Annotated in this window: 18 protein-coding genes, 1 tRNA gene and 2 other annotated features; of the genes, 18 read left to right on the forward strand and 1 reads right to left on the reverse strand. The window is 32.5% G+C overall.

Annotated elements, in window-relative coordinates:
• Positions 1-122: 122 nt before the first annotated feature.
• Entirely contained in the window at positions 123-497 is a 375-nt protein-coding gene (gene mscL, locus B5D14_RS08215) for a large conductance mechanosensitive channel protein MscL (RefSeq protein ID WP_078712131.1), read from the reverse strand.
• 156 nt (positions 498-653) lie between these two features.
• Positions 654-897: a binding site (T-box leader), on the forward strand.
• Between the two features lie 77 nt (positions 898-974).
• On the opposite strand from mscL, the gene B5D14_RS08220 reads away from it, so the two are divergent.
• The 18 genes from B5D14_RS08220 (at position 975) to B5D14_RS08305 (ending at position 19,260) form a co-directional block, all read left to right on the forward strand.
• Positions 975-1,976 carry an ABC transporter substrate-binding protein gene (locus tag B5D14_RS08220; protein WP_078712133.1) on the forward strand — a complete coding sequence of 334 codons (1,002 nt, stop codon included), beginning with the start codon at positions 975-977 and terminating at the stop codon, positions 1,974-1,976.
• Between the two features lie 9 nt (positions 1,977-1,985).
• Positions 1,986-2,867 (forward strand): ABC transporter permease, encoded by an 882-nt coding sequence (locus B5D14_RS08225; protein ID WP_078712134.1) that lies wholly within the window; start codon positions 1,986-1,988, stop codon positions 2,865-2,867.
• Positions 2,864-3,649, forward strand: a complete 786-nt coding sequence (locus tag B5D14_RS08230; RefSeq protein WP_078712135.1) for an ABC transporter ATP-binding protein — start codon at positions 2,864-2,866, stop codon at positions 3,647-3,649. Before B5D14_RS08225 ends, B5D14_RS08230 begins: the two co-directional genes overlap by 4 nt.
• A 77-nt stretch (positions 3,650-3,726) precedes the next feature.
• Positions 3,727-5,097 carry a bifunctional metallophosphatase/5'-nucleotidase gene (locus B5D14_RS08235; RefSeq protein ID WP_078712136.1) on the forward strand — a complete coding sequence of 457 codons (1,371 nt, stop codon included), beginning with the start codon at positions 3,727-3,729 and terminating at the stop codon, positions 5,095-5,097.
• Entirely contained in the window at positions 5,097-6,326 is a 1,230-nt protein-coding gene (locus B5D14_RS08240) for an MFS transporter (protein WP_200804792.1), read from the forward strand. The genes B5D14_RS08235 and B5D14_RS08240 overlap by 1 nt, the downstream gene beginning before the upstream one ends.
• 57 nt (positions 6,327-6,383) lie before the next feature.
• Complete coding sequence (locus B5D14_RS08245; protein WP_078712138.1) at positions 6,384-7,112, forward strand: F420-0--gamma-glutamyl ligase; 729 nt, start codon at positions 6,384-6,386, stop codon at positions 7,110-7,112.
• Positions 7,113-7,130: 18 nt separating this feature from the next.
• Positions 7,131-8,126: an adenosine deaminase gene (gene add / locus B5D14_RS08250; RefSeq protein ID WP_078712140.1), complete on the forward strand. Its 996-nt coding sequence runs from the start codon at positions 7,131-7,133 to the stop codon at positions 8,124-8,126.
• Between the two features lie 104 nt (positions 8,127-8,230).
• Positions 8,231-9,691: an amino acid permease gene (locus B5D14_RS08255; RefSeq protein WP_078712142.1), complete on the forward strand. Its 1,461-nt coding sequence runs from the start codon at positions 8,231-8,233 to the stop codon at positions 9,689-9,691.
• The gene (locus tag B5D14_RS08260; RefSeq protein ID WP_159443766.1) at positions 9,681-9,935 is read left to right on the forward strand and encodes a DUF2500 domain-containing protein; all 255 of its coding nucleotides are present in this window, start codon (positions 9,681-9,683) and stop codon (positions 9,933-9,935) included. The genes B5D14_RS08255 and B5D14_RS08260 overlap by 11 nt, the downstream gene beginning before the upstream one ends.
• 56 nt (positions 9,936-9,991) lie before the next feature.
• Positions 9,992-10,201, forward strand: a binding site (T-box leader).
• An 83-nt stretch (positions 10,202-10,284) separates the two neighbouring features.
• Positions 10,285-10,361 (forward strand) — tRNA-Arg (locus B5D14_RS08265).
• A 58-nt stretch (positions 10,362-10,419) separates the two neighbouring features.
• The gene (gene argS / locus B5D14_RS08270; RefSeq protein ID WP_078712144.1) at positions 10,420-12,060 is read left to right on the forward strand and encodes an arginine--tRNA ligase; all 1,641 of its coding nucleotides are present in this window, start codon (positions 10,420-10,422) and stop codon (positions 12,058-12,060) included.
• Positions 12,061-12,185: 125 nt separating this feature from the next.
• Positions 12,186-12,386 carry a helix-turn-helix transcriptional regulator gene (locus tag B5D14_RS08275; protein ID WP_078712146.1) on the forward strand — a complete coding sequence of 67 codons (201 nt, stop codon included), beginning with the start codon at positions 12,186-12,188 and terminating at the stop codon, positions 12,384-12,386.
• Between the two features lie 10 nt (positions 12,387-12,396).
• A complete protein-coding gene (locus tag B5D14_RS08280) occupies positions 12,397-12,834 on the forward strand; it encodes a hypothetical protein (RefSeq protein ID WP_078712148.1) in 438 nt (145 codons plus the stop codon).
• Positions 12,835-13,129: 295 nt separating this feature from the next.
• Complete coding sequence (gene arcA, locus B5D14_RS08285) at positions 13,130-14,347, forward strand: arginine deiminase (RefSeq protein ID WP_078712151.1); 1,218 nt, start codon at positions 13,130-13,132, stop codon at positions 14,345-14,347.
• Between the two features lie 37 nt (positions 14,348-14,384).
• Positions 14,385-15,377 carry an ornithine carbamoyltransferase gene (gene argF / locus B5D14_RS08290; RefSeq protein WP_078712153.1) on the forward strand — a complete coding sequence of 331 codons (993 nt, stop codon included), beginning with the start codon at positions 14,385-14,387 and terminating at the stop codon, positions 15,375-15,377.
• 78 nt (positions 15,378-15,455) lie between these two features.
• Positions 15,456-16,391 (forward strand): carbamate kinase, encoded by a 936-nt coding sequence (gene arcC / locus B5D14_RS08295; RefSeq protein ID WP_078712155.1) that lies wholly within the window; start codon positions 15,456-15,458, stop codon positions 16,389-16,391.
• Positions 16,392-16,415: 24 nt separating this feature from the next.
• A complete protein-coding gene (locus B5D14_RS08300; protein WP_078712157.1) occupies positions 16,416-17,819 on the forward strand; it encodes a YfcC family protein in 1,404 nt (467 codons plus the stop codon).
• 130 nt (positions 17,820-17,949) lie between these two features.
• Positions 17,950-19,260, forward strand: coding sequence for a helix-turn-helix domain-containing protein (locus B5D14_RS08305; protein ID WP_078712159.1), 1,311 nt, complete (start codon positions 17,950-17,952; stop codon positions 19,258-19,260).
• Positions 19,261-19,276: the final 16 nt, after the last annotated feature.

Here is a 19,276-nt window from a genome sequence, read left to right on the forward strand (position 1 = left end):
CAATCAATCATTTATTTATAGTAAAAGCAGATGATTTTTATTCACCTGCTTCATATCTTTTATTCTTGTGTCCTTGACAAGGGGTATAGTTTACTTGTTGGATAAGATTACTTTTTATATGTTTATTTTTTTAATGCATCACGTATTTCAGTTAATAGTTTTACTTCATCACTTGGTTCAGCAACAATTTCAACTTGTTCAGGTTGTTTTTTCATTTTATTCATGAGTTTAATAACAATGAATAAAATAAATGCCATGATAACAAAATTCATAATTGCAGTTATAAATGCACCATAGTTAATGGTAACCATACCAATTGTTACACTTAATGTGTGCAATGAATCATTCATAAACAGACCAATTACTGGTGAGATGATGTCATTAATAAATGAATCAACAATGGATTTAAATGCAGCCCCAATCATAACCCCGACAGCCATATCGACTACATTTCCACGCATTGCAAACTCTTTAAATTCTTGGAAAAACTTTTTCATAATACCCTCCCTATATCTTTATTAGTATAACGAGATTTGTATTTTATTACAAACTTGTGAAGTTGTTTAGTGTTTTAATAAATAAAAAATATGAAATAATTTTCAGTTTTCATGATAGATATTATTGACTTTTAATTAAGGGAAGCGTATAGTCTAATCAACCCTAAGATTGAGAGATAAAACAAATTAGTTACTTAAAGAGAGTCAGGGATGGTGGAATCCTGATAGAGAATACGATTTGACAAATGGACTCATGAGGGCTAAGTGAAAGAGAAATCGAGTATCTTTAGACGGTAGTCTTCCGTTATTAGACAGAAATGTGATTGCATTTTGATTGAGAGGATAAATAGATTCTATTTATCAACAAAGGTGGTACCGCAGGTTAACGCTTGTCCTTTATTTGGATAGGCGTTTTTTGTTTATAAGGGGAAATCCTTCACTTCAGTCAAACGCACAATTGAAAAGGAGAGAAGAAAGATGAAAAAGATTAGAAAAGTTTTAATTGCATTAGCATGTATGGCACTGGTAGGTTGCTCAAGTCAACCTGCACCAAAAAATGAAGAAGGTTCAAACTCAAGTACAGGTACAAAAAAGATTGGTGTTATCCAATTAACAGAACATACTTCACTTAATATGATTTATGATAGTTTTGTAGCTGAATTAGAAAATTTAGGTTATGGTGCAGAGAAAGCAACAATTGATTTCAAGAATGCACAAAACGAAATGTCAAATATTCCAACAATTGTTCAATATTTTGATGCTAACAAACAAGATGTAGTTGTAACGATTACAACTCCAGTTGCTCAAGGTGCAATGTCATTAACTAAAAATACACCTGTAGTATTTGCTGCAGTTACTGATCCAATTGCTGCAAATGTTGTTAAAGATTTAGAAAAACCAGAAGGAAATATAACTGGAACAAGCGATATGGTTCAAATTGATGAAATCATTGATTTAGCCTTAACGATTAAACCTGAGATTAAAACAATTGGATTTATTTATAATCCATCAGAAACAAATTCAGTATCAAACTATGAAAAACTTCAAGCGGTATGTGAAGAACGTGGCATTAAAATAGAAACTGCTTCCATATCAACGTCAATTGATCTACAAACTGCTACAAGTGCATTACTTCCTAAAGTTGATGCAATCTTTGTACCAAATGATAATACAGTAGCTGAAGCGATGCCAGCTCTTTCAAAACTTGCTAAAGATGCAAAAATTCCAGTATTCACTGGTGCTGATTCAATGGTTATGGATGGTGGATTTGCTACAATTGGTATTGATTATGTAGAGTTAGGAAAAAAGACTGCACAAATGGTAGTTGAAGTTTTAGAAGGAAAACCAACATCTGAGATTCCTGTCTATGTATTCAAAGATGATTTATACATTACAGTAAATGAAGATACAATGAACGCATTAGGAATTACATTACCAGAAGAAGTAGCAAACAATCCAAAACTCATGTTAGTAAAGTAAGGTGATTAGATGTCTTTGAGTTTAGTAGTAGGAGCAATTGAATTAGGGATCATATTTGGAATATGTTCGCTTGGATTATTCATTGCATTTCGTGTGTTAAATTTACCAGATTTAACGGTTGACGGAAGTTTTGTAACAGGACTGGCATTTAGTGCGGTGTTTTCAATGCAAGGTCAACCACTGCTTGGAATTATTCTGGGTATTGTAGGTGGAACACTTGCAGGTATTGTTACTGGAGTTTTGCATACAAAATTTAAGATACAAGAAATACTTGCAGGTATTTTAACAATGACAGGATTGTATTCAATTAATCTTAAAATAATGAATGATCAACCAAGTATTTTCTTATATGGTATCGATACAATCTTTACACCATTTACAAACAAATTGGTGATACAAGGTGTAGATTTTGGTTATTTACTCGTCTTATTGTGTATTGCGATGTTGCTGATTGTGATTCTAGTTTTCTTCTTTAAAACGTTGACTGGATTAGCACTAAGAGCTACAGGTGATAATGAAGCAATGGTACGTAGTTCATCAATCAATACAGACACAATGAAAATATTGGGATTTGCAATGACGAATGCCATTGTTGCGTTGGGTGGAGGTTTATATGCACAATACACGCAAACAGCAGCACATGGGGCGGGAGTAGGAACACTTGTCTTATGTTGCGCAAGTATCATCATTGGTGAAACAGTATTTGGTAAGCGAAGAGGAATGCTTCATCATATAGTATCTATTGTACTAGGTGCTATATTGTATCGTTTGCTACTATCGTATGCATTTGTTTTAGGATTACCCGCAAGTGATTTAAAACTATTCTCAGCACTTATCGTTGTCTTTGCAATGGTATTGCCTCAAATTAAATTGAGGAGGAAAAATAGATGATAGAAATAAAAAATTGCAATGTTATTTTTAATAAAAATACGGTGAATGAAAATCATGCACTAAAGGATATTAATTTAAGACTTGAAGATGGTGATTTTGTTACCGTTATTGGCTCAAATGGTGCAGGAAAATCAACATTACTAAATGTTATTTGTGGAAATATCGAAACTGAGTCAGGTGAAGTATTTATTGATAATCAAAATATCACAAAATTCAAAGAACATAAACGTGCTAATTGTATTGGAAGATTATCACAAGATCCTTTAAAAGGAACTGCTCCTCATATGACAATTGAAGAGAATTGTTTATTGGCATATGGAAGAGGAACAAAACGAAAACTTAGATTTTCAATAAGCAAAGAAGAAAAAGAATTGTTTCATAATCAATGTGCTAAACTTAATTTGGGTTTAGAAGATCGAATGAAAACAGAAGTTGGATTTTTATCGGGAGGGCAACGCCAAGCATTGACTTTGTTAATGGCAACAATGATACCTCCACAATGCTTGTTGTTGGATGAGCACACAGCTGCACTTGATCCAAAAACAGCTGAAAATATTATGAAGATTACAAATGATATCATACAAGAGTATCACATTACGACACTCATGATTACACACAATATTGATCATGCACTACACTATGGTAATAAAACAATTATCATGAATGAAGGACGTATTTTAGATATCATTGAAGGCGAACAAAGAAAATCAATGACAAAAGAAGATGTACTAAAATACTATGAAAAGATTAATGGTGTTTTAACGGATAAACAAATTCTATAAATTAGGTGGTCATACCACCTTTTCTTATGTAAATCTCGACTAATATGAAGTATAATAACGACTATGAGGTGTAGAGGATGAGAATATTTCATACGAATGATATTCATAGTGAATATGAAAATATGGAACGTTTAAGTACGTTTTTAAAGAGAAGTAAAACTGAACATGATTTATATCTTGATTCAGGAGATGTGGGTGATTTAAAAAGTTTAACTGTGATTGGATCAAAGGGTGAGGTGAGTGCAACACTAATGAACTATCTTCACGTTGATGCAATGACAGTTGGAAATAATGAATCTGAGTTGGGACAAGAGTGGGTGGAATTAATGGCTTCAAAAATGCCACTCCTATCATGTAATTTAAAAAACCTTGCAGGTGAAGATTTAATTGGATTAAAAAGCAGTGTAATCCTTACTAAAAATAAAATTCGATTTCTAATTGTGGGAACTTCACCATTTTATGGAGCAGACTTGAAAGAGGGTGTCTATAATTTCTTTTTAGAACTTGATGGATTAAAAACATTGGAGCCAATTCAACAAATACAACAAGAAATAGATAAATATAAAGGACAGTATGATATCTGTATTCTTGTAAGTCATTCAGGTATTGAAACTGATGAATACCTTGCAAAATCAATTGATACCATTGATATTATCATAGGAGGTCATTCACATACGCAATTAAATGAACCACTCATGGTTGATAATACAATTATTGTACAAGCGAAAAGCTATGCAGAATATATTGGATGTTTAGAGTTCGAATATGTTGAAAATAAAATAACAGATCTATCTTATCAATTGATATCTTTAGAAGGTGAAGAAAAAGATAAAGCATTTAAAGAACAAGTTGAATTATGCAATGAAGAAGCTATAAAACAATTGAACTTACCAGTAGCACATATTGAGTGTTTAGATTTTGATTTAATTCATGAATGTCATCTTGTTAATTTTATTTGTGATGCATTAAAAGAAATGTATCCATGTGATTTATCACTCATCTATCATGGCATTGTAAGTCATCAATTAGTAGGTGATATATCAAAAATGGATTTAATTGAATGTTCACCATCAAAATTAAATCCAACATTTATAAAAGCAAAAGGTAAACAAATTCGTGATGCATTCGAATTAAGTTTAGATGTAGATTATTGTATGCAATCTGGCAGAGGACCTGGTTTTAGGGGAGATAAACTAGGTACATTAGGTTTTAGTTCAAATGTTAAAATCATAAATAATCAATTATTTATTGATGGAAAAGAACTAGATGATAATCAAGAATATTCAATTATGATTGATGATTATTTGCAGCGTGGTGCACGTTATCCTTCACTTAAAACACAAGAGAAAGATGCAAAATTCTTTAAGGGATTTATTCGTGATGTAATAGAAGAAAATTTGCGCAATCAGAGATGTTTTGAGTTATGTAGGATAAAAAGGAGAACATAATGTTTAGCCATTATAAGGGGTTAAGAAGAGAAATGTATGTCCTTTTCTTTGGAAGAATTGTAACAAATATGGGTGCATTAATATGGCCGATGTTAACACTTATTCTAACAAATAAATTAGGATATTCAGCAAGTCAGGTTGCAACGATCATGTTGGTTATGACACTAATCCAAATACCATTTACTTTGATTGGTGGAAAACTTGCGGATCATTTCAATAAACGAAATATTATTATTTTCTGTGACTTAATAACGGTGACTTGTTATTTTATTTTAGGATTTATTGAAGTGTCCTTTGCATTTGTTGTTTTATTCTTTGTAGCAGGTTTATTTGCATCAATTGAATGGCCTTGCTACGATGCTTTAGTAGCTGATTTAAGTACATCAAAGGATCGTGAAAAAGCTTACAGTTTAAATTATTTAGGAGCAAATATTGGGTTGGTTTTAGCACCAACAATTGGTGGGTTTCTATTTGAAAACTATTTGAATATTGCATTTGTCGTTAATGCAATTTCAACTTTATCAAGTACAATTTTAATATACATTTACATCAAAGATGTAAGAAAAATTCATGAAGAAGTTCAAACTGGTTCTTATGAAGAAAGTGCAAGTCATGATTCTATATTCAAAGTCATTAAAGAGAGAAAAATGATCATGGTTTATTTGTTATTTGCGGCAATATCTGGATTAGTGTATTCACAATTTAATTTTCTTATGCCACTTAATTTAGAAAGATTGTATGGTGCTAAAGGAGCAATTATCTTTGGATTAATTACAAGTGTTAATGCGTGCATTGTTATCATTGGAACACCACTACTGACTAAGTATTTTCCAAAAGTTAGAGATGTATCCAAGTTAGTAATTGGTGAAATTCTGATTGTAACGGGTTTAGCGATGTATATCTTTATTCAAGGTTTAATTCCAATGTACTTTGTTTCAATATTTATTTTTACAATTGGCGAGATATTTAGTACATTGGGTAAATCTCCTTATCTTACAAGAAGAATTCCTGCAAGTCATCGAGGGAGAATAGTAAGTATAAGTATGTTGTTTGCATCCATCTTCCAAGCATTTATGCAAAAAGGAGTAGGGTTCTTAGCAGATTCTTATTCGATGCCAGTTGTTTGGGGTTTTGTTTGTATAATGGGAGTCTTGGGTATAACACTGGCAACAATCCAATTAAAATTAGACAAGAAAATGTATCCACTGCTTTATACAGAAACAAAATAAGGTTGATGTTAAATACGATAATGGTAAAATAAAACTATAGAATTTGGAGAATAGAAGATGAATAGAAATAAAGAAGACAGAAAGCATGTAGTAAAAGATATAACTTATTATAAGCGTGATGATATTGAAGTACAGGGAGATCATTATGAACGCCTAGCAATTCATACACATTTTATTGCACGTGGTGAATCCTATGTAGAAAATATTGAAAAGTATGTTAAGCCATTATATGAAGAAGGAAATATTGTTTCGATTAGTGAGAAAGTAATTTCAATGTGTCAAAACAATTGTGTTGATAAAGCTGATGTTCGTTTAGGATTTTGGGCTAAGTTTCTAAGTAAATTTGCTCACCGTTCAAGCGCAGGTATTGGTATGGATGAACCATATAAGTTACAATTAGCTATTAATATTGTTGGATTACCTAAAATTCTGTATGCATCTTTTTGTTCGGTAATTGGCAAGCTATTTGGTAAACGAGGTGTTTTCTATGAAATCGTTGGAAATGGTATTGCAGGAATTGATGGTTTTTATCCAAATTCATCATTTGATATTTACAAAGATACAGCAGTATTAAATCCAAAGAATCCAAATGGTGTATGTGAAGAAATTTATAATAAAACTGGTGTTATTTGTGTCATTGTTGATGCAAATGATATCTCTAGAGAAATACTAGGTAAAAGTTCTAAGTTACCAGTAAGTGATGAACAATTCTTACAAATCATCCGTGATAATCCAGCAGGACAAAGTGATGAATTAACACCATTTATTTTGATTAAAAAGATTTAGTAAATAGGGGAAAAGGAAATGAATAAAATACCAAAGATAGATTTACATCTACACTTTGATGGAAGTATTCCACCAGAAGTTTTATGTGAATTAGCAAATCAAAGAAATGTAGCAATACCGGGTGAATCATTAGAAGGCTATAAGGCTTATTTAAAAGATACGAAGAACTGTAAAAGTTTAGTTGAATATTTAGATCGTTTTGATTTTCCAATTTCTATACTTCAAGATGAAGAAGCTATTATTCGATGTATGGAAGCATTGATTGAACTATTAGATAAGCAAGGATTAGTCTATGCCGAAATACGATTTGCACCACAGTTTTCTACACACAAAGGATTAACACAAGAACAAGCGTTACTTGCGATATTAAAAGCAATTGAAAATAAGAAGAAGGATTGCCAAATCCACATAGAAGTCATTTGTTGCCTAATGAACTTTGGTGATGTAACACTAAATGAAAAAGCCAATTGGGAAACAATTGATTTAGTAGAAAAGTATTTAGGTAAGGGAGTTGTTTTACTTGATATTGCAGGTGCTGAAGGAAAAAACATGAATGATTTTAGAAAATTCTTCGAAAATGCAAAATCAAGAAATATTCCATACATCATCCACGCTGGAGAAGCAGGTGATGCCAACAATGTACACTTAGCTTTAGAAATGGGTGCTAAACGTATTGGTCATGGGGTAAGAAGTATTGAAGATGTAGAAGTTGTTAAAGAACTTGCTATGTCAAAGACACCAATAGAAGTTTGTATTTCAAGTAATATTGATTGTTTTGTCTTTGATAGTTTTAAAAATCACCCTATTAAAACATTACAAGATTCGGGGGTTGTTATTACAATTAATACGGATAACATGATGTTCTCAAATACCACATTGGATGAAGAATATGAAATTTTAAAATCAACTTTTGGCTATACGGATGAAGACATTATTCGATTTAACAAAAAGTCATTGGATGTTGCTGCATGTAGTGAAAAAGTTAAAGCTAAAATAAGTGAATATTTCAATTAAAGATCTCTTAAAGAGGTCTTTTGTTTTTAAATCACATTCGTTGAGTATTAGAAAAGACAATGCTAGGATGAAAATGTAGTTATCACTACGAAGGGGCCTAGCTTATGTCTAATAAAAAAAATTTAACTTTATTTGGATTTTTTGCATTAACTGCCACAATGGTTATGACAGTTTATGAGTATCCAAGTTTTGCATCATCTGGTTTTTCACTCGTATTTTACTTGATTGTCGGGGGATTCTTTTGGTTTTTACCAGTAGCATTATGTGCTGCTGAAATGGCAACTGTTAAAGGTTGGGATACTGGAGGAGTTTATGCATGGTCTGGTAATTTGTTGGGAGAAAAATGGGGATTTGCGAATATCTTCTTCCAATGGTTTCAAGGTACTGTTGGGTTTGTTACAATGATTTATTTCATCTTAAGTGCTTTATCCTATGTCTTCAACTTTGAACCATTAAATTCAAATCCAATGGTTCGTTTCTTAGGTGTAGTACTTATTTTTTGGATAGTTACATTATCTCAATTTAAGGGAACAAAAATCAGTGCTAAAATATCACGTTATGGATTTATTATTGGTATTTTAATTCCTGCCCTAGTTTTATTTGGATTAACAATTGCTTACTTTCTAACAGGTGGGAAAAGTTTATTAACATTTGATTTTAAAACATTTATACCTGATTTTAGTAAAGTGAATACACTCGTTGTGTTTGTTTCCTTTATTTTAGCGTATGCTGGAATTGAAGCGTCAGCCAGTCATGCAAATGAAATGAAAAATGTAAAAAGAGATTATCCAATTGCAGTAATTGGTTTAGTTATTCTAGCAATACTACTCAATACAATGGGTGGACTTTCAATTGGTTCAGTTGTACCTGCGGATAAATTAGGATTATCAACGGGTGTTCTTCAAGGATTTAAAGGACTGTTAGCACATTTTGGTACTAACTTTGAGTGGATTGTTCGAGTCATTGCTATATTAATTTCAATGGGTGTACTTGCTGAAACAACAGCATGGATTGTTGGTCCATCTTGGGGTATGCAAGTAGCAGGGAAAACAGGATTATTGCCAAAGAGTTTATCAAAAACAAATAAAGATGGTGTACCAACACAATTCTTAATTCTTCAAGGAGTGATTGTTACAATTTGGGCAGCTATTCTTACATTTGGTGGTAATGGCAATAGCAACCTATCATTCTTTGCAGGAATGTCACTAACGGTTATTATTTATGCGCTTGCTTATATTATTTTCTTTGTGGCTTATCTAGTTTTAGTTACAAAACACGATTCAATTGAAAGAGCATTTAGAATTTCTAAATCAAAAATTGTTCAATATTTCTTTGGAATTTCAGGTTTGGTTTTCTCAATTATCGTTTTCTTCATATCATTTATTCCACCATCTCAACTTCATTCGAGTACTGCCCAACGAGAGTATTTTATGATTTTAATTGTGAGTTTTATCCTCGTTGTTTTTGTACCCTTTATCATTTATCAAATTATGCGCAAAAAGAACCCTTTACCTAAAGGTGCAAAAATGCCAACTTTAGAGGAGGATGAAACACATGGAAACTAGAATTATTGAACATGCCAAGGTAATTAAAAAAGTGGCTTATGATTATTTCTCTATTCCAGGAGACTTACCGTTTCCATCCAATGAGTATGAAATTTTATTTCAAACACCATCCAATGAAATTATCGATTGTACATGTAGCATTTTTGAATATCAAGTATTGGAAGAGGGTGATGAGGGTGAACTTATCATCAAGGATCATGAAATTATTAAATTTGCTGATAAAATAAAAGAAGTAAAAGACTGAAGTACTTGAGTTATCCTGATGAATGGGTTGACAAAATTTTTGAATTTGATATGCTTACTGTGTCGATGAAAAAGAGTAGTAACTCATTGGAAACTCAAAGAGAGCTCATGATGGTGGAATTGAGCAGTGGAAAATGGATGAAACGAGCTTTGGAGATTTATCCGTATGACAGTAAGGATAATGTATTCCTGCATTAAAGGAAAGAGGTTAAGTAGGTAAACTATTTAGCAATTTGAGTGGTACCGCGGTTTAATATCGTCTCTTCATATGAAGAGGCGTTTTTTATTTAAACTTGAAAAGGGTATTGAAAAAAAGAATTTTGTTTGTTAAGATGAATGAGCAAGTAAATGCGCCCATAGCTCAACTGGATAGAGCGTTTGACTACGGATCAAAAGGTTGCGGGTTCGATTCCTACTGGGCGCGCCATTAACAAACAAAGCTGATACAAACGTATCAGTTTTAATTTTATAAAGAGGAGATGTGTATGAATAAAATTGAACAAAACTTAACAACTGCAATTAAAGATGTAGTAACAAAACTTTATGGGGAAATTGATGATTCTTTGATTATGATTGAAATTCCAAAGGATAATACAAATGGAGATTATTCGACAAACATTGCAATGCGTTTAGCTAAAGTTGCTAAAAAAGCGCCTGCTATGATTGCGCGAGAAGTTGTAGAAGGATTAAAAGAAACAGTAAAAGATGCTGATAAAATCGAAATTGCTGGTCCTGGGTTTATTAACTTTTGGATGAAGAAAAGTGTTTTAGCAGATATCATCAATGTTGTTTTAGACAAAGGTGAAAAATATGGTGAAAATACAAGTGGTGATGATTTACATATTTTAGTTGAATATGTAAGTGCAAATCCTACTGGTGATCTTCATTTAGGGCATGCTCGAGGTGCTGCATGGGGAGATTGTATTTGTCGATTATTAAATAAGAGTGGATACAATTGCTTGCGTGAATACTATATAAATGATGCAGGAGCACAAATGATTAACTTAGGTAAATCAGTGTATTCACGTTATGCTGAAACCTTTGGTGTGAAAGTAGATATTCCTGAAGATGGTTATCAAGGACCTGATGTAGCTCAAATTGGGAAAGAACTTGCTGAAGAGTTAGGTGATCAATGGCTTAATAAAGAAGAAGGACGTATTGAATTCTTCAAAGAAAAAGGTCGTGAAAAAGAATTAGAAAAGATTAAAAAAGATTTGCAATATTATGGTTGTGAATTTGATTCATGGATTTCTGAACAATCATTATATGATAATGGTAGTGTAGATGAATGCATTGAAAAGATGAAAGACATGGGTCTTACATTTGAAGAAGATGGTGCTCTTTGGTTTAAGTCTACAAAATGGGGCGATGACAAAGATCGTGTACTTCGTAAGAGTGATGGAACGCTAACCTACCTAACACCAGATATTGCTAATCATATGGATAAATTCGCTCGTGGCTATACAAAACTAGTAAATTTATGGGGAGCTGATCACCATGGATACATTCCTCGTATGGTTGCCGCAATACAAGCTATGGGATATGGACCTACAGATTTAGAAGTAGATATTATTCAAATGGTACGTCTTGTTGATGAAGGACAAGAAGTGAAGATGAGTAAACGTACAGGGAATGCGATTACAATTCGTGAACTTTGTGACGATATTGGTGTCGATGCTGCACGTTACTTCTTTGTAAGTCGTGCTGTGGATACACATTTGGACTTTGATTTAGGATTAGCTCGTAAGAAAACAAATGAAAATCCAGTATATTATGCTCAATATGCTCATGCTCGTATGTGTTCAATCTTACGTAATGCACCTGAATTTAAGAAAGAAGACAACTATGATTTATTAGTAAGTGAAAAAGAAGTAGACTTACTTAAATACATTGCAGAATTTACAAGTGTTGTTGCAGATGCTGCAGCGACACGTTCTCCAAACAAGATTTGTAACTATGTTCAAAAGCTTGCGGGTTATTTCCATAGTTTCTATGGTGCTCACAAAATCATTGATGATTCAAATCCTGAACTAACAAATCAACGTCTTGGATTATTATTAGCTACAAAACAAACATTAGCTAATGCATTGGATTTAATTGGAATAAGCGCACCTGAAAAGATGTAGGGGAAAAGCTGGTATGAAAATATCAGCTTTTATTTTGAAAAAATATGTAAAGTCTACTTGACATATTTGTGGAAAAACGCAATAATGGATATGTAAAGTTAACTATACATTTTATAGGAGGGTTAATGAGGACAAAAATAAAAGAATTAAGAAAAGAAAATAAGCTGTCACAAGAAGATTTGGCTTTGGCAGTAGGCACAACCAGACAAACGATTATATCAATTGAATCAGAAAAATATATTGCTTCACTGCCCCTTGCCTATAAAATATCTAAGTATTTTAATCGTGCTATTGAAGATGTATTTTATCTAGATGATCAATTATAAGGAGATAATGATGGAAGAGTATAAAAAAATATTGAATAGAAGAAGACTTGCACTAGTAACATTTGTATTATTTTCAAGTATAGTACTGTTGTTTAATCAACTGTACTTAGAAGAAACGATAACCAATCCAACTGTTCATGGGTTTCAATTTGGATTATTAGTAGGATTGGAGGGAATCGCAATTTTTATGGTAATCAAAATCACACGAACACTTATGGATGAAAGAAAAATACAACTCATGTACAATGCTGAGCATGATGAAAGAAAAGTATATATCAAGGCAAAAGCAGGGCAACCCATGGTTTTGATACTATCCAGTATATTGTTATTTGCAGCAATTATTGCAGGTTATTACAATACAACAGTTTTCTTCACACTTGTGGGTGTAGTTTATTTCCAATTAACCGTAACTGTGGTGATTAAAATGATATATCTTAAAAAAATGTAGATACAAGAAAAATACTATAAAATCAAGAAAATAAAATTTGTTACATTGTAGAAAGCCCTTTCAAAAGGGGCTTTTCTTTTTGTTTCATACATAATTTTCAAAGAAATTTTCATAAAAATGTAAATTTTGAAAAACTAATTTTACTATAAAATTCATTTTTTTTGACCCACATAGGGGTGAATAAGGGGCTAAACTGAAAACATAAAGAAAGCGATTTCAATAATTTTGATTTGGACGTCCCGTTGTTGAAAGAGCTAGAAATTATCAGAAAAAACATAAGAAAAGGAGATTTGAAATGGTAGCAATTCATGTTACAAGTGAAATTAAACCACTTAAAAAAGTACTATTACATAGACCAGGAAAGGAATTATTAAATTTAACTCCAGATACTTTGGAAAGATTATTGTTTGATGATATTCCATTCCTACCTGTTGCTCAAAAGGAGCATGACCGCTTTGCAGAAATCTTAAAAGAAAATGGCGTTGAAGTTGTTTACTTGGAAGATTTAATGGCTGAAACAATTTCAGTTTCTCCTGAGATTCGCGAGAAATTCATTAAGCAATATATTGTTGAGGCAAATATTCACACAGAACGTTGGAAGAAAATCTTATTTGATTATTTCGATTCAATTAAAGATCCTAAAGAATTAGTATTGAAAACAATGGAAGGCTTGAACTTAAAAGAAGTACATGTTTCTCCAGAAAATTCATTAGTTGACCTTGTATCTGAATCAGATAAATTAATTATCGATCCAATGCCAAACTTATACTTTACACGTGATCCATTTGCTTCAGTAGGTGATGGTGTAACTTTAAACAAAATGTATTCTATTACAAGAAATCGTGAAACAATTTATGCTGAATATATCTTCAACTTCCACCCTGAATACAAAGGACAAGTTGAAAAATGGTATGACAGATATGATGAATTCCATATTGAAGGTGGAGATGTTCTTAACATCAATGAAACTACATTAGCAGTTGGAATTTCTCAACGTACTTGTCCTGAAGCAATTGATGGATTAGCACACCGTATCTTTAAAAACCCAAAGAGCAAGATTGAAAGAATCTTAGCTGTTAACATTCCAAATAACCGTGCAATGATGCATTTAGATACTGTATTTACTCAAATTGATACAGATAAATTTACAGTTCACCCAGGAATTTATGGTGAATTACAAGTATTTGAAGTTACTCCTAAGGGAGATGATATCTTAGTTAAAGAAATCAATGACAAATTAGAAAATATCTTAGCTAAGTATTTAGGACACCCAGTAACACTAATTCCATGTGCTGGTGGTGATCGAATTGCAAGTGAACGTGAACAATGGAATGATGGTTCAAATACATTATGTATCGCACCAGGAGTTATCGTTGTTTATGACCGCAATGATGTAACAAATAAAATCTTACGCGAACAAGGCTTAACAGTTCTTGAAATGCCAAGTGCCGAATTATCAAGAGGACGTGGTGGACCAAGATGTATGTCAATGCCACTTGTACGCGAAGACTAAAAAAACATAAATTACATAGAAGGAGAAAATAAAATTTATGGCAGTTAACTTAAGAGGAAGAAATTTCCTAAAACTATTAGATTTCTCATCTGAAGAAATCAGATATTTAATCGATTTATCAAAAGAATTAAAGAAAATGAAACTTGCAGGTATTCCTCATCGTTACCTTGAAGGAAAAAATATCGTATTGTTGTTTGAAAAAACATCAACTCGTACACGTTGCGCATTTGAAGTAGGCGGAATGGATTTAGGTATGGGTGTTACTTATCTTGATCCAGGTTCAAGTCAAATGGGTAAAAAAGAGAGTATTGCAGATACTGCACGCGTTCTTGGAAGAATGTATGATGGTATTGAATACCGTGGCTATGCTCAAGAATTAGTTGAAGAATTAGCTAAATATGCAGGTGTTCCAGTATGGAATGGTTTAACTACTGAATTCCATCCAACTCAAATGTTAGCTGATATGTTAACAATCGAAGAAAAATTTGGACATCTAAAAGGAATTAACTTTACATTCTTTGGTGATGCTCGCAATAACATGGGTAATTCATTGATGGTTGCTTGTGCTAAGATGGGTCTTAATTTTACAGCTTGTGCACCAAAAGAATTATGGCCAGATGAAGCACTTGTTGAAACTTGTAAAGAATTAGCTAAAGAACATGAATGCACAGTTACTTTAACTGAAGATGTTAAAGAAGGTGCTACTAATGCAGATGTTATCTATACTGATATTTGGGTTTCTATGGGAGAACCAGATGATGTTTGGGATACAAGAATTAAATTATTAAGCAAATATCAAGTGAATAAAGATGTTATGGCTATGGCTAAACATGATGCTATCTTCATGCACTGCTTACCTAGTTTCCATGATACAAATACAACAATTGGATCTGAAATTGCTAAGAAATTTGGCTTAAATGAAATGGAAGTTTCTGATGAAGTATTTGAATCAAAACAATCTGTAGTATTTGATGAAGCTGAAAACCGCATGCATACAATTAAAGCTGTTATGCTTGCTACACTAAAATAATATCCTTCTATGTTTAGAAACTAGGAATTAACTTCCTAGTTCTAAGCATTGGTTGAATAAATTTAAGAAAGGTAATCTATGAGTAAAAAAAGATTAGTAATTGCATTGGGAGGAAACGCTTTAGGTAATTCTCCTGAAGAACAATTAGATTTAGTAAAAGAAACAGCGAAAACAATTGTTGATTTAGCTGAAGATTATGATGTCATCATTGGTCATGGTAATGGACCACAAGTAGGAATGATTAATAATGCAATGGAATTTTCATCAAAAGAAGGTGGAAAAACTCCTTATATGCCATTTCCTGAATGTGGTGCAATGTCACAAGGATATATTGGGTATCATCTAACACAATCAATTGAAGCAGAACTTGAAAGAAGAAGCGTGAAGAAAGATGTTGCATGCATCATTACTCAAGTTGTAGTAGATCCTAACGACCCAGCATTTGACAAACCAACAAAACCGATTGGTTCATTCTACACAAAAGAAGAAGCTGATCAAATCGCAGCAGATAAAGGTTTTGTATTTGTTGAAGACGCAGGACGTGGATATAGAAGGGTTGTTCCAAGCCCAATTCCAACACGCATTGTTGAATTAAATGTTGTAGAACAATTAATTCAAGCTGGTGATATTGTTATCACTGTTGGTGGGGGAGGAATCCCAGTAGTTGAAACAAAGGATGGTTTGAAAGGTGTTGCAGCAGTAATCGACAAAGATCGCTCAAGTGCTAAACTTGCATTAGATGCTAAAGCAGATATGCTTGTTATTCTTACAGCAGTTGACCGTGTATGCATCAACTATAATAAACCAAACCAAAAAGAATTAGCAGAAATGACAATTGCAGAAGCTGATGAGTACATTAAAGAAGGACATTTTGCTCCAGGATCAATGTTACCAAAAGTAGAAGCTTGCCTAGACTTTGTTAAGGCTACAACAAACGGTGTTGCTCTCATTACATCATTAGAAAAAGCAAAATATGCTTTAAAAGGAGAGACAGGAACTATTATTAAAAAATAGAACTGGTTAAACAAGGAGGATAAAATGACAGAAAAGAAAAAAAGATCGCTATCCGCTTATTCCATCCTATTACTTATCATCATTGCACTAGCTGCAATTACATGGTTTGTACCAGGAGTTGAAAAAGCAACTTTAGCGACAATCGTTATGGCTCCATATAATGGATTCGTTGACGCGCTTGATGTTTGTGTATTCGTATTGGTATTAGGTGGATTCCTAGGGGTAGTTACTAAAACTGGAGCTCTTGATGCAGGAATCAAAACATTAGTAAAAAAACTTAATGGTAAAGAACTTATCTTAATCCCAATCCTTATGACAGTATTTGCTTTAGGTGGTACTACATATGGTATGTGTGAAGAAACAGTGGCTTTCTATGCACTAATTAGTGCAACAATGGTTGCTGCTGGATTCGATACAGTAGTAGCTGCTGCAACAATTTTACTAGGAGCTGGTATTGGTTGCTTAGGTTCAACAGTTAATCCATTTGCTACAGGTATCGCATCTGATGCTATCGTTAGCTTAGGAATTCCAGTTGACCAATCAGTTGTAATTGTATTAGGACTTATTTTATTAGTAGTTAACTTAGTTATCGCAATTCTATTTGTAATGAATTACGCTAAGAAAGTTAAAAATGAAAAAGGTTCTATTCTATCTACTTCTGAAAAAGCTGCAATGATGGAACACTATGCTCAAGGTGATCATGAAAAAATTAGTTTTTCTGGAAAACAAAAATTTGTATTAGTTTTATTCGCATTTACATTTATCATCATGGTTATGTCAGTTATGCCTTGGAGTGATTTGATAGGTGAAGCTGCTGCTAACTCAATCTTTGGATGGAGCTCATTCTTAAATGGAGTACCTCTTGGTGGATGGTGGTTTGGAGAACTTGCAATGTGGTTCTTCTTAGCTACAATTATCGTTGGTATCATTGGTGGATTACACGAAAAAGTTATCGTTGATTCATTCTTAAATGGTGCTGCAGATATCGTATCAGTAGTACTTGTTATCGCAGTAGCTCGTGGAGCATCTGTATTAATGACTCAAACTGGTTTAGACATTTATCTATTAACTGCTGCTGCTAATGCATTGAATGGATTAAGTGCTACAATATTTGCTCCATTAGCTTATGTTATCTACATTGGTTTATCATTCTTAATTCCATCTACAAGTGGATGTGCTACAGTTACAATGCCAATCATGGGACCATTAACTGCAAACTTGGGTTACAACCCAGCTGTTATGGTTATGATCTTCTCTGCTGCAAGTGGTATCGTAAACTTATTCACACCAACTTCTGGTGTAGTAATGGGTGGTCTAGCTATTGCGAAAGTTGAATATTCAACTTGGCTAAAATGGGCTGGAAAACTTATCTTAATCTTAGCTGTTGTATCTTGCGTCATTCTTACTGTCGCAATGATGATTCTATAAAAATATAATAATTTAGTTTAAAGACCTCACAATTTGTGAGGTCTTTTACTAAAGTGTAAGAAAAGAATAGTAAACTTCTTTTAACTGAAATAAAAAGTGCTATAATGTTAAAGAAGGAATTTAAACGAAAATGACCAACGATATAACAACAATACAAGATAAATTCGCATCAGCACTTGACCGACGACAAGTTTGCTCTTTTGATATTGAATTCGTTGACAACCAAACCTCACCTCTTATTCATAGCGCGGCGAGGTTTTTATATTTTTTAGAGGGTAAATGCACACTATTACTCAATGGTATTGACTATGAAATTGTTTCAAATACACTTGTAGCAATCATGCCTTGGGATATTACTTTAATTAAAGATGTAAAAGAACCATTAACATTTCAAAAAATTGTATACAATTCTGATTTTATAAATGGATATTTAAGAACAATTTATAATCCTAAAAATATTGTTATTAATTTACACGAAACAATAAAAGAAAATCCAGTCCTCTATTGTGATCATGATATGCATCATCGTTTTCAAACATTTATAGAACGATTGCAAATGGAATTAGGGGATGATAGTTTGAATCCAGATTACGCTAAACTTCCAGAATTATCGGATGCTTATGTTACAAGCATGCTAGTAGGTATTTTAGTTCTTTTTAATCGCTTTTGTCATAAAACAAATGAAATCAAAAAAATGAGTAGCAATGAAGTTGAAATAACAAATCAAATTCTTAAATATATAAGTACACATCTACAATCGAAAATAACTTTAGATAAGTTATCTAAAATATTTTATATTAGTGAATCAACGATTGCTAAGTATTTACAAGAGAACATTGGTTACTCTTTCTCTGAGATGCTAACTGAAATTCGCATCTCAAAATCGTATGATCTTTTACTCTACTCAGATTTAAGTTTAAATATCATTGCACAATTAATTGGTTATACAGATGCTTCTCATTTTATTAAAGCTTTCACGACTAAAGTGGGATGTACACCCAACGAATATCGTAAAAGCTATCAAACAGATGAAGAAGTATTAAAACGAAAAGAGAATGAAGTAATATATAAAGTATTAAATTACATTGATGAAAACTATTTGAGTGATAAGATAAGCGGTGCTATTGTATCGAAAAAATTTGGAATTACAATGATGGAATTAAATCATATCATGGTCTTTCAAGTTGAAAAAACATTTGATGACTATGTTGATTGGTTACGAATCTCACGAGCTAGTGAGTTGTTGATAAGTACTGATTTAGCGATAACAGATATTGCAATTGAAGTAGGTTACAATACAACTAAAACATTTACAAGAATTTTTACTAATATACGTAAAATGACACCTGGTGCATTTAGAAAAACAGTCAGTTTGCAAAAGAAAAATGGTGAAATAATACCTGCTAAAAAGGAAAAATCATCAACATTAAGAGAAACTTAAGAATTAGGCAAGGTAC

This window comes from Anaerorhabdus furcosa (genome assembly GCF_900167375.1).
Lineage (GTDB): Bacteria > Bacillota_I > Bacilli_A > Erysipelotrichales > Erysipelotrichaceae > Anaerorhabdus > Anaerorhabdus furcosa.